This is a genomic window from Campylobacter sp. 2014D-0216 (assembly GCF_014931215.1).
Classification (GTDB): domain Bacteria; phylum Campylobacterota; class Campylobacteria; order Campylobacterales; family Campylobacteraceae; genus Campylobacter_D.
On sequence record NZ_CP063089.1, the window covers coordinates 343,485 to 356,258 of the forward strand.

Consider the following 12,774-nt stretch of genomic DNA (forward strand, 5'->3'; position numbering starts at 1 on the left):
TTTTTTAATTATAATAAAGCTAGGTTTTTATTGCAATAGGGAAAATAAAGTAAGATACTATACTCAAGGTGTGTTTGTGGGTTTTGGTTTGATTTTTATGGTATAATTATTTAAATTTTTTACCCATAAGGAAGCCATGGAACTTAAGCATTTTTCAGAAGATGATACTAGAGTTAAACTCATAGATGTAAAACTTCACGCTAGCTCTTGGAGTGAAGAAAATATCATAAGAAATTATTATTTTACTGATGGGCGTAAGCTTATAGGAAATAAAAGAGGCGAAAGAAAATTTGCAGATTATTTGTTGAAATTTCAAAACAATAATCTTGCTATCATAGAAGCTAAAAAACAAAGCAAAGATCCTTTAGATGGCTTGTCTCAAGGCATAGAATATGCTAGAATTTTAAACGTAGCATTTGTATATAGTACTAATGGCGATAAAATTTATGAATACAACTTAAAAACTTCAAGCGGTGAGTACATAGAAAATTTTCCAACCCCAAGTGAGCTTTTTGCTAGGATTTATGGAAATTTAAAAGAATGGCAACACAAGCTTTTATCGCAGCGAGAATTATACATACCCCAAAAAGAATTAAGATATTATCAAAAGATCGCAGTTGATAAAGTCATAGAAGCTTTGATCAACGGTAAAAATAGAATTTTACTCACTCTTGCTACAGGTACAGGTAAAACCACCATAGCTTTTGCTTTGTGTTATCGTTTACTTGAAGCTAGGTGGAATAAAACAAATCAAGACAAAAAACCTAAGATATTATTTTTATGTGATAGGGTGAGTTTAAGAGATCAAGCTTTAGGAGAGTTTAATCCTATAGAGGGCGATTGCGTGGCAGTGAGTGCGCAAGAGTTGAGAAAAAATAATGGCAGAGTGCCTACAAGTGCAAATGTGTTTTTTGGAATTTATCAAAGTCTAGCTTCAAATTCAAAAGAACAAGAAAATGCTAATGAAGAACAAGAAAGCAAATTCTACTTACAATACCCCAAAGACTTTTTTGATCTTATCATCATCGATGAATGCCACAGAGGTGGAGCGAATGAAGAAGGTAGTTGGGCAGGGGTGCTAGAGTACTTTTCATCGGCTACGCATTTAGGGCTTACTGCTACACCTAAAAAAAGCGATAATGTAGATACTTATAGGTATTTTGGTGAGAGTATATATGAGTATAGTCTTAAAGATGGCATAGAAGATGGCTTTTTAACTCCTTATAAAGTTAAGCGTGTTACGACTACGCTTAGTGAAGGCTATGTGTATAACCCTGATGATATCATAGAAGGTGAGTTAGAAAAAGGCTTTTATAAGATCAATGAATTTGAAAGAAATATTCACTTACCTCAATACAACGACTTTCTAGCTAAAGAAATTTTAAAGCTCATCAACCCTATGGATAAAACCATCATCTTTTGTGCTAACCAAGCCCATGCAAGTGAAGTAAAAAGAGCCATTGATAAATTTAAAAGTGTAAAAAGAGATGACTACTGCGTGAGGGTTACAAGTGATGAGGGTAAAATAGGGCTTGAGTACTTAAAGCAGTTTCAAGATAATGACAAAAGCTATCCTGTGATACTCACTAGTTCTAAAATGCTAACCACAGGAGTAGATGCTAGAAATGTCCGCAACATAGTGCTTTTGGCAAATATAGGTTCTATCATAGAATTTAAGCAAATCATCGGAAGAGGCACTAGGGTGTATGAGGGAAAAGACTTTTTTACTATACTAGATTTTACCGGAGTAACAAGACTTTTTTATGATCCTAAATGGGATGGCGAGCAGATCGAAGATGAGGAAAAAACTGAAGTAAAAACTATACAAAACAAAAGAGAGCAAAGCAACCCTAAAGAAACAACCAAGCAAAAAGAAGTCACTGTGCATTTAAAAGGCACAAAACTAAAAGTGCTTGATATAACGACAAGCTACATAGGAGATAGCGACAAGCCACTTAGCACAAAAGAATTTTTGGAATTTTTAGTAGGAAAGCTAGCAGAATTTTATGATGATGAGACAAGGTTACGCGAGATTTGGAGTAACCAAGCAAGCAGGAAAGAATTTTTACAAAAACTTGAAAAAGACCGCATAAGCGAGCAGGTTTTGGAAGAATTGACAGTGATCTTTGAGCAAAAAGACTGCGATGTGTATGATGTGCTAGCACATTTAAGCTTTAACAGCGAGATAAAAACACGCCATGAACGCGTACTAAATGTAAAAAATAGTACATTTTTAAAACGCTTCCAAAAAGAAAAAGCCTTAAAGCTTGTGGAATTTTTACTAGATAGGTATCAAGAGTATGGTATAAAAGACTTTGATAGTGGGTTAAAAACACTTATAGATCTTAGCTCTTTAGGTAGCGTAAAAGAGCTAGTGAGTGAATTTGAAGGTATGGAGAATTTAAAACAATGCATTGATGATTTACAAAGGGAGATTTATGCAGGATAAAGAAATAGAAAATACAACAGCAATAAACACTTATGTGAAAAATAAAGATAATAATAACTTTACAATAATTTTAAATGAAACACTATGTTGTCAATATCATCATTTTTTACTATCTATTTCAAATCAATTTGAAAGCAAAAAGTGGAAAATGAAAAATTTTAAAAATTTTATTATTACTAATTTAAAAGAATGTGCTCTAACAGAACAAGAAAGGCAAAGTTTAGCAGGCAATGAAGGCGAAATTTTAGATAAAGCTATCTCAAAACTAAGAATAAATAACAAAAGCGGAGAGATAGGAGAAATTTTTCTTCATGGTATCATGAGGGAATATTATAATGCTCTACCTATTGTACCTAAGATTTTTCATAAACAAAATCGCAATATGGAAGCATTCGGATTTGATAGCGTTCATCTAACTATAGAAAACCAAGAATACCATTTGTGGTTAGGCGAATCAAAACTATATAAAAACTTAAATGAAGCTATAAGAAAAGCTATAAAATCTCTAAAAGATAATCTAAATGACGAAACTATTCTTGATGAAGCTAGAATAATTGCAAATTCAAATGAATTAGATAATTTAGCAAAACATCATAACATTCAAACAAGCACATTGACAAATTTCAAGCAAATTATTAATGGGAATATTAATCTTGATAGATTAAAAGGCATTTTACATGTGCCAATATCTATTATTTATGATTGTGATTATACAAAAAGCATTGAAGAAATTACCAACGATTATAAAGCAACGATAAAAAATTTTCATAAGAAAAAGGGGGATAAAATATCACAAGAAATTAAAAAATTTTCGGATAAAATTGCATATATTGATAGAATAAAATTTCATATAATTTTTTTTCCTATCCCAAATAAAAGAGAAATTATTAGCAAAATAAATGAAATTTTTAAGAGTTATAGAAATGCTGACTAACGAACAAATTTTTGACGAATGTGTAAAGATATATGAAAATCTAAATGATAACAACAAAGAAGCAGAAGCTAAAGAAAAGCTTTTTTATTTGCTTGATAAAATTCAAGATAAAGCTTTATATCCGCCTATATTAAATCATCTAATCAGACAATTTGGATTATATCCTTATATGAATCAAGATACTTCAATTTTAGCAGATAGATTTTTGCTAGAATGTTTTAAAGCAAATATCGGAGAAGACGAACCAAAAGTTTTGCATAGAGAACAATCAAGAGTTTTAAAAAGACTTTTAAGTAATGAAAGTCTTATTCTTTCTGCTCCAACAAGTTTTGGCAAAAGCTTTATTATTGATGCTCTAATAGCTATGAAAAAACCAAAAAATATATTAATCATTGTCCCTACAATTTCTTTATTGGATGAAGCTAGAAGAAGACTTATAAAGAAATTTTATAATTATAATATAACCACAACCACTCAACAAACCAATTTAGAAAATAACAATATCTTTATTTTTTCTCCAGAAAGAGCAGTTGAATATTTTTCATTTATTAATAAAGAAAATATCAAGCTTGATTTTTTTATTGTTGATGAGTTTTATAAAATATCGAAGGATTATGAAAATGAAAGATTTGCTCCACTGCAAAATGCTATTTTGAAATACACAAATATTTCTAATCAAAGATATTATATTTGTCCAAATATAGATAAGATAAAAAATGAAAATAGTATTCTTTGCAAAGGAATGGAATTTGAATGCCTTGACTTCAATACTGTTTTTATTCATATTAATAAATGCTATAAGGATGAGGATTTTAAAAAAGAAGAAAAAATTCTAGAAATAGTAAAAAAAGATGAAAAAACTCTAGTTTATACCCAAAGTCAAAGCAATATAAAAAAAGTTTGTGAAATCTTGGTGGAAAATACCATCATAGAAAATTCAAATGCTTTATTGGAAAATTTTGCAAAATGGTTATCAAAATATTACGGAGAACACTACCTTAATGATACATTAAAAATTGGCGTGGGAATACATCATGGAAGACTCCATAGATGTCTATCGCAATTGCAAGTAAGATTATTTGAAGGAAAAGATTTACTAAAAACCATTGTTTCTACATCTTCTTTAATAGAAGGGGTTAATATTCCAGCAAAAAATCTTATTCTATGGGACAAAAAAAATGGAACAAAAAATATAAATCATTTTACTTATAAAAACATTATAGGTAGAAGCGGAAGAATGTTTAAATATTTTATAGGTGAAGTATATTTATTTGAATCTCCAAACGAAGATGATAATCAAGAAAAGATATTAGATGTAGAAATCAAATCAGAATCTTTATCTATTAATGATGAGATAAATAATGAAATTCCCGATAATATACAAGCAGAAGTTAAAAACAATCAACTAGAAATAATAAAATTAATAGGAAGAGATAAATTCAATTTGCTTAAAAAAGAAACATTGTTAAAAAATGATTTAGAAGTTATTATAAAAATAATTCAAATATTGCAAAGTGAAGATTTTAATAGTGAAATTTTTACATATTTATTTAATGATGAACCTGATAAATGGTATATCTTATCTAAAATTGCACTTATAAGAGAATTTCATTGCAATAATATTAATAATACTAGTAATATAAATAATGTTGAATTGGTAAAAAAATTATCACAAAATTGGACTAAACCACTACCAAAACTTATTAAAGATATGGGAATTGATTTGGATGATTTTTTTAAATTTGAGAATCATGTAGCTTTTAAAATTGCATCACTATTTTCCGATATTAACACTTTACAAAAAATACTCTATCCTGAAAAAGAGATAGATATTTCAGGTTTTGTTACAAAACTTTCAAATGCTTTTTTACCATCAGTGGTATATACTCTTGAAGAATTTGGACTACCTAGAATCATTTCTAAAAAACTTCATCAATGTGGATTTATTGATTTTGAAAATAATGATTTAACAATAGAGCAAGCGTTAAGCAAATTTAAAGAACATACAGCTGATGATATAATCAATATATTAAAAGAAAAAAATCTTTACGATAATTTTGAAGATTATATATTAAATTATTTTTATGAAGGTTTGGGATAATAAAATGACAAATTTACCACAAGGTTGGGAGAAATTTAATTTCGATAATATTTTTTACAGCCCAAGTTCTAAAAATTATCAATTAAATACTAAGGATTATTTAGACAAAGGTTGCATACCTATAATAGATCAATCTAAAAAATTTATTATCGGATATTCAAATAATTATGAAAAAATATTTAAAATAAATAATTGCAATAACTCATGTATAATTTTTGGCGATCACACCAGGGTTTTAAAATTTATAGATTTTGATTTTATTGTTGGTGCAGATGGGGTAAAAATATTATTAAATAAAGACATAGAAAGATTTAATACAAAATTTTTATTTTTTCAACTATTATACAAAGATATTCCATTATTAGGATATCGAAGGCATTTTAGCGTGCTTAAACAAAATACTTTCATTATTCCACCACTCAAAGAGCAAGAAAGGATAGTGGGGATTTTAGATGAGAGTTTTGCAAAGATAGATGAGAGTATAAAAATTTTAGAGCAAGATTTGCTCAATTTAGATGAGTTAATGCAAAGTGCCTTGCAAAAAGCTTTTAACCCCTTAAAAGATAATGCTAAGGAAAACTACAAACTCCCACAAGGTTGGGAATGGAAAAGCTTAGGGGAAATATGTTTTATTACAGATGGAACACACAAAACACCTAACTATATAAAAACAGGGATTCCTTTTTTATCTGTTAAAAATATTTCTAAAGGTTTTTTTGATTTAAGTGATATCAAATACATTTCACTAGAAGAGCATAACAAACTTATAAAAAGAGCTAAGCCTGAATTTGGAGATATTTTAATTTGTCGTATTGGAACTTTGGGAAAAGCTATAAAAATTTCTTTAGAATTTGAATTTAGTATTTTCGTTAGCTTAGGGCTTTTAAAACCAAAAGTTAAAATTATAAGTGATTATTTGGTTTATTTTTTGAATTCTTATTTTATTGAAGGGTGGATTGATAATAATAAAGTTGGTGGTGGAACACATGCTGCAAAATTAAATTTAAATATTTTAGAAAAATGTCCTATTGCGCTACCCCCACTCAAAGAGCAAGAGCAAATCGCTTCGCATTTAGATGAGCTTTCTTCTCATGTAAAAAATTTAAAGCAAAACTATCAAATGCAGATAAAAAATCTACAAGAGCTTAAAAAGTCCTTGCTAGATAAAGCTTTTCAGGGAAGATTATAAATGTTAAAATTTTTATCAATTTTTAACATATGGTCTAGATATGTTAAAAATTTTTGATTTTTTTAACATATTTTTTTATAATGTTAAAAATTTTAAAAAATTTTAACATATGGAAAAATTATGAAAGAATTCATACCACCAAAACTTCCTTTAGATATAGAATTAAATGCAAATATTTATGGTCTCATCATTAGGGCTTCGAGAAAATTAGCGGAGTTAAATGGACTTAGCAAAAGCATGCCTAATCCAAATATATTAATCAATGCTTTGATCTTGCAAGAAGCTAAAGATTCTAGCGAGATAGAAAATATTATTACCACTCACGATGAACTTTTTTTATCTCAAATCGATGAAAGTAAACTTACAAGAGCGGCAAAAGAAGTGAAAGACTATGAAAATGCTTTAAAAAAAGGATATGAGCTTTTAAAAAAAGAGCAATTATTAAGAAATGCACATATTTTAGAAATTCAAAAAAGACTAGAAAGAAATAATGCAGGTTTTAGAAAACAAAGCGGAACTACACTGATAAATCCTACCACAGGAGAAATCAAACACACACCCCCGCAAAATCCTAGTGACATACAAGAACTTATGGGAAATTTGGAGCGATACATCAACGATGATACTTTAGATGAACTTGATTTTTTGGTAAAAATGGCAATCATTCATTATCAGTTTGAAAGCATACATCCATTTTACGATGGTAATGGTAGAACAGGTAGGATTATCAATATACTTTATTTAGTTTATAAAGGCTTGCTTGAATTGCCTATCTTGTATTTAAGCGCTTATATAGTAAATAACAAAGAAGAGTATTATAATCTTTTGCAAAAAGTACGTGATGAAGGTGCAATTTTAGAATGGATAGAATACATACTCAAAGGTGTAGAGCAAACTGCTATAAAAACGATAAAAACCATTACTATAATAGAAAAAATGATGTCTGATGTAGGTGAAATTTTGCAAAATAAAACGAATTTTTACAGCAAAGACTTTGTGGAGCTTTTGTTTTCTCATCCTTATACAAAGATAGACTTTTTGATAAATAAATTAGATATTTCTAGGCAAAGTGCCTCAAAATATCTTAAAATTTGTGAAAATTTAGGGGTGCTAGAGTGCATTAAAATGGGTAGAAATAATTATTATATTAATATAGAACTTTTAAAACTTTTTAGAAAGGGAATTTTTTAAATGCAAAGTAAAATCGATAAAATCACAGATATTCTAAGACGCGATGATGGCATAAGCGGTGCTATGCATTATAGTGAGCAGATTAGTTGGGTGCTTTTTTTGAAATTTTTAGATGATTATGAAGAAGAGTTAAAGCTAGAAGCTGAGTTAGATGAAAAGCCTTATAAGGCTATTTTGCAAGAAAAATTCAGTTGGAGAGCTTGGGCAGCACCTAAAACAAGCGAAGGAAAGCTTGATGTAAAAAATGCTTTAAGTGGAAGCGATTTGCTAAGCTTTGTGAATGATGAGCTTTTTCCATATCTAAAAAGTTTTAAAGATAATGAAAATTTCAAAAGCATAGAGTATAAGATAGGCGGAATTTTTGAATTTATAGACAACCGCATAGCTAATGGCCATACTTTAAGAGAAGTTATAAATTTAGTCGATGAGTTAAGTTTTAGCAAAGAAAGTGATGTATTTGCTTTAGGTGAGGTTTATGAGAAGCTTTTAAAAGACATGGGAAGCGATGGGGGAAATAGTGGGGAGTTTTATACCCCAAGACCTTTGGTTAGAGCCATGGTGGAGGTGCTAGACCCTAAAGCAAAAGAGAGAATTTATGATCCTGCGTGTGGGAGTTGTGGGTTTTTAGTAGAGAGTTTTTTGCATATTCTTTATGAAGATAGGGCAAAAAAGAAAAAAGCAAATTTGAGTGTGGAAGAACTTGAATTTTTACAAAATGATGCCTTGTTTGGTAAAGAAAAAACTCCGCTAAGTTATGCAATGGGTGTGATGAATATGATCTTACATGAGGTTAAGTCCCCAAATATCATCAAAACCAATACTCTAAATAAAAAAATCACAGACATAACTGAAAATGAAAAATACGAAGTGATTTTAGCAAATCCTCCTTTTGGTGGTAAAGAAAAAGATCAAATTCAAAATAACTTTCCTGTAAAATCAAATGCTACCGAGCTTTTGTTTTTACAGCATATTTTAAAGTCTTTGAAAAACAACGGAAGATGTGCCATAGTAGTGCCTGAAGGAGTGCTTTTTCAAAATTCAAATGCCTTTGTGAGTGTAAAAAAAGACTTGCTAGAAAATTTTAATCTTGAATGTGTTTTAAGCTTGCCAAGTGGGGTGTTTTTGCCTTATAGTGCGGTAAAAACTAATGTGCTTTTTTTCTCTAAAGGACAAAGAAGCATTTGTGGTGAAAATGATGAAAGTGTATATTACTATGAGCTTGTGCCTCCTTTTAAATTGACCAAAAACAAACCTTTAGAATACACACATTTGCAAGAATTTTTAAAATGTTATAAAGAAAGAAAAATCACGGCTAATTCTTATTTAGTAAGTAAAAAAGAACTTGAAGAAAGAAATTATGATTTAAGTGCTAAAAACCCAAACGTAAAAGAAGAAAAAACTTTGCGTGAAGTAGAGGAAATTTTAAGCGAGTTAGAGCAAAATCAAAAACAAGCAAAAATGCTTTTTGAGAAAATTCAAAAAGCACTTGTTTAAGGCATAAAAATTATATCAACTAAATCATTTTCTTTTATATCATCATGTGCTATCATAAGTGCAGCTTTATGGTTAAGGTTGTTGATGATGGCACTTGAGCCTTGTTTTTTGCCTTTTAAATTGGCATAAATTTTTCCATCTTTAAATTCTACATTACAAGCTACAAATTCTAAATGCGAACTTTTTTTCTTATAGTCAGTATTTGCAAATGCTTTAAATATATAGTCTTTTTCTTGTAAAAGCCAAGCATTTAAAAGTTCTCTTACATATAAGTTAAACATCACCATAGCCGAGTATGGAAAACCCGGTAGAGCAAAGATGAATTTATCTTCAAATTTGGCTATTTTGATGTGTTTGCCAGGTTTTACATCGACTTTGTCTATGATGACTTCATACTCTTTAACAGCTTGTTTTAAAAAGTCAAAATCCCCCATGGAAACCCCACCGGTGGTAACTAAAATATCACATGCATTAAGTGCTTGTTTTAAAACACTTGGGGTTTTTTGCATATCATCTTTTAAAAGTGGAAAAATTCTAGCTTCAGCACCAAGCTTTTTCGCCATATTAGCTATGGCTATATGGTTTGATGAGCGAATTTGTGCAGGGTGTTCTAAGCTTTCGCCTAAGTCTTTGATCTCACTTCCACTGCTTAACACGCCTATGATAGGTTTAGCAAAAACGCAAATATGAAAGTATCCAAGCTCGGCTAAAAGTGCTATCTCGCTATAGCCTAGTTTTGTGCCTTTAGTGAGTAAAATTTCACCCTCGGTGTAACTCTCACCCACCTTTCTCACAGCAAAGCCTTGAGGGACTTTTTCTTTGATGTAAACCACACCGTTGTTAACTTCTACTTTTTCCACGGGTACTAAGGTATCACAACCCTCACTCATTAAAGAACCTGTAAAGGTTTTAACACATTCTTTGCTTTGTATTTTAAAGCTTGGAAAAACTCCCGCAGGTACTTCGCCTATGATAGACAAAGCCTCATCTTGCTCGCTAAATTTGATCGCATAGCCATCCATAGAAGCTGTGGGAAATTGAGGGTTATTGGTAGAAGCTTTGATGTCTATGGCTAAAATTCTATCTAAGCACTGTGTTAAGGCGATGTTTTCTATCTTTTCGTATGCTTTTATATGCGAATGAAGTATATTTAAACTTTGATTATAAGAAGTTAGCATTTTTAGTCCTTAGTGCTTAAAATTCCTGCTCCTTGAAGTTTCAAAGAGCGTTCTTTAGCATAAATTTTTTCACCATTGATGATATCATATTTCCATATAGGTGCACTTGCTTTAAAATCTTCTACAAAATCGTTAATCAGCTTAAGTCCTAGTTTTCTTTGTTTGCTTAAAACCCCAGCAAAATAAGAACTCTCATGTACTTTTACCTCGCCGATAGAGTGAGCAAACATCAAGCTTACGTTTTCATTGGCAAGTTTTTGACACCATTTTTCAAACCAAGTTTTCAATAAAGGCTCATATATATCAAAGCTTAAAGCTTCGATTCCATCTTCAGCTCTCACTATACCGCAAAATGTGATCAAAGCTCCGCAGTTTTTGTCTTTAGCGTATTCATACCATCTAGCGTAAATGCTAGGAATTTCCAAAGATCCTTGATGTAATTCAAACATAACTTATCCTCCACAAACCGGCGGAAGTAAGCAGATTTTATCCCCATCTTTTAGGGTGGTTTCATCATCAAAAACCATTTCATCGTTTAAAGCAACTGCGCAAAGCTCAAGCCATTCTTTTAAGCTTTCATCTTGCCCTAAAATCACTTTTAATTCTTTTAAGCTTTTTACTTCTAGTTCTAAACTTTCTTTGTTGATTGGTCCTAGAAATTCAACTTTTACCATTTTTTTTACCTTTATTCTTTGATTTTTAAAATTCCCATCATTCCAAGATCTTCGTGTTCTAAAATGTGGCAGTGAAACATTCTAATGCCGGTGAAATTTTGGCTCATTCTTAGTCTTAGTTCTTCACCAGGTCTTACATTGATCGTATCTTGCAATGCTCTGAATTTTGCTTTTGTTATTTTACCTTTAAATTGAGAAGAAATGAGTTCAAATTGTGTTCCATGTATATGAAAAGGATGATCCATGTGAGAAGAGTTTTTTACCACCCATTCTTCTACCTCGTTTAATTTTGAAGTCAAATCCGTTCTATTCATATCAAATGTTTTACCATTGATCAAAAACATAGAGGCAAGACTTTGTTTGATTTCTTCTTCGCTTTTGTTGCTAATGCCATGCATTTGCATATGGTCTTCACTCATGATTACTTCTTTAAAGCTTGTAGCTTCTTTTAAAGGTGGAAATTCGCGTAGTTTTTCAGGTATGTTTTCTAAAGTTTTTTCCACTTTAAGATCAGCTAGTGTGAGTGTGTAAGGTTTTTCTTCGACAAGCATTTTGTCGCGGTTATAGTAGGTGCTTTCAAGTTTAAAATCACCCTTGCTTGCTTGGATTAGCACTTCTACTCTTGAAGCAGGACTTAAAAACAACTCATCTAATTCAATACCTTTTTCTATAAGTCCCCCATCAGTTCCCACTAAAATAAATTTAGCACCTTGAATGCGTAAATTTAAATACCTTGCCGCACATAGATTGTATATGCGAATTCTTTGCGCATCATCGATGGTGATTTTTGGTTTTAATTGCCCATTGATTAAGACTAAATTTCCTTCTCTACCATTAAGCCAGTCAAATAAATTATTATCAGGAATTTGTGCGTTTTTATCCAAGCGTAGGTCGCTAATCACCCAGTCTTGCTCTTGTAAATGCGACAATGCATCTTTTCTAGCTTTTACCACGAAAACTCCTGCTAAGCCTTTATAAACTTGCTTTGCTGTGGTGTAGTGTGGATGAGGATGGTACCAGTATGTTCCTGCTGAATTTTCTCCAAGTTTGAAACGGTAAATCTTTTCTCGACCAGGCATGATGGGATCATGTGGGTTGCCATCTTGTTCAGGTGGTATGTCAAGTCCATGCCAGTGAATGGTTGTTGGCTCTTTTAGATTGTTTTTTACTAAAATTTCAACTGTATCACCTTCGTAAACTTCGATTTTAGGTCCTGGTATGGAGCCATTATAGGTAAAACATTGGGTTTTTTTACCTTTGACAAGTTCTATTTGGCTTTCTTTGATTTCTATGCTAGATCTAAAGAAATTTTTCTTTGTGCTTGTGTTTTTTAAAAGTTTTAATTTTGCCAATGCTTCTTCGCTAGGAAAGTCTTTTGCATCGAGTAGTTGAATGTTTGGATCTTCTAGCTTGATAAAAGAAGTATCGACCTTGTGAGTTTTTTTTGCTGTATGATGTGAATGCATATTATGGTGAGAGTGATCACCCATTGCATAGGCACTGCTAATACTTGCTAAACCTAAAGCATTCCATTTTAAAAATAATCTTCTATTCATTAAATTTT

At 30.8% G+C, this 12,774-nt stretch carries 10 protein-coding genes; 6 read left to right on the forward strand and 4 right to left on the reverse strand.

Annotated elements, in window-relative coordinates; translation table 11 throughout:
- The first annotated feature begins 136 nt into the window (after positions 1–136).
- The 6 genes from hsdR (at position 137) to A0083_RS01850 (ending at position 9,358) form a co-directional block, all read left to right on the forward strand.
- Positions 137–2,449: an EcoAI/FtnUII family type I restriction enzme subunit R gene (gene hsdR, locus A0083_RS01825; RefSeq protein ID WP_197553787.1), complete on the forward strand. Its 2,313-nt coding sequence runs from the start codon at positions 137–139 to the stop codon at positions 2,447–2,449.
- A complete protein-coding gene (locus A0083_RS01830; RefSeq protein WP_197553790.1) occupies positions 2,439–3,383 on the forward strand; it encodes a HamA C-terminal domain-containing protein in 945 nt (314 codons plus the stop codon). The genes hsdR and A0083_RS01830 overlap by 11 nt, the downstream gene beginning before the upstream one ends.
- Positions 3,373–5,484 carry a DEAD/DEAH box helicase gene (locus A0083_RS01835; RefSeq protein WP_197554509.1) on the forward strand — a complete coding sequence of 704 codons (2,112 nt, stop codon included), beginning with the start codon at positions 3,373–3,375 and terminating at the stop codon, positions 5,482–5,484. Before A0083_RS01830 ends, A0083_RS01835 begins: the two co-directional genes overlap by 11 nt.
- Positions 5,485–5,488: 4 nt before the next feature.
- Entirely contained in the window at positions 5,489–6,673 is a 1,185-nt protein-coding gene (locus A0083_RS01840) for a restriction endonuclease subunit S (RefSeq protein WP_197553793.1), read from the forward strand.
- 120 nt (positions 6,674–6,793) lie between these two features.
- Complete coding sequence (locus tag A0083_RS01845; RefSeq protein WP_197553796.1) at positions 6,794–7,864, forward strand: Fic family protein; 1,071 nt, start codon at positions 6,794–6,796, stop codon at positions 7,862–7,864.
- Entirely contained in the window at positions 7,865–9,358 is a 1,494-nt protein-coding gene (locus A0083_RS01850; protein WP_197553799.1) for a class I SAM-dependent DNA methyltransferase, read from the forward strand. It begins immediately after the preceding gene.
- Here A0083_RS01850 and A0083_RS01855 read toward each other — a convergent pair.
- From A0083_RS01855 to A0083_RS01870, 4 genes are read right to left on the reverse strand one after another with little or no spacing between them, the layout of a single operon-like run.
- A complete protein-coding gene (locus A0083_RS01855) occupies positions 9,355–10,536 on the reverse strand; it encodes a molybdopterin molybdotransferase MoeA (protein ID WP_197553802.1) in 1,182 nt (393 codons plus the stop codon). The two genes, A0083_RS01850 and A0083_RS01855, sit on opposite strands and share 4 nt — an antisense overlap.
- Before the next feature lie 2 nt (positions 10,537–10,538).
- Positions 10,539–10,985 carry a molybdopterin synthase catalytic subunit gene (locus A0083_RS01860; protein ID WP_039662899.1) on the reverse strand — a complete coding sequence of 149 codons (447 nt, stop codon included), beginning with the start codon at positions 10,983–10,985 and terminating at the stop codon, positions 10,539–10,541.
- 3 nt (positions 10,986–10,988) lie between these two features.
- Positions 10,989–11,210, reverse strand: a complete 222-nt coding sequence (locus tag A0083_RS01865; protein ID WP_039662900.1) for a molybdopterin synthase, small subunit — start codon at positions 11,208–11,210, stop codon at positions 10,989–10,991.
- Positions 11,211–11,221: 11 nt separating this feature from the next.
- Positions 11,222–12,766 (reverse strand): multicopper oxidase family protein, encoded by a 1,545-nt coding sequence (locus A0083_RS01870; protein WP_197553805.1) that lies wholly within the window; start codon positions 12,764–12,766, stop codon positions 11,222–11,224.
- Between the last annotated feature and the right edge of the window lie 8 nt (positions 12,767–12,774).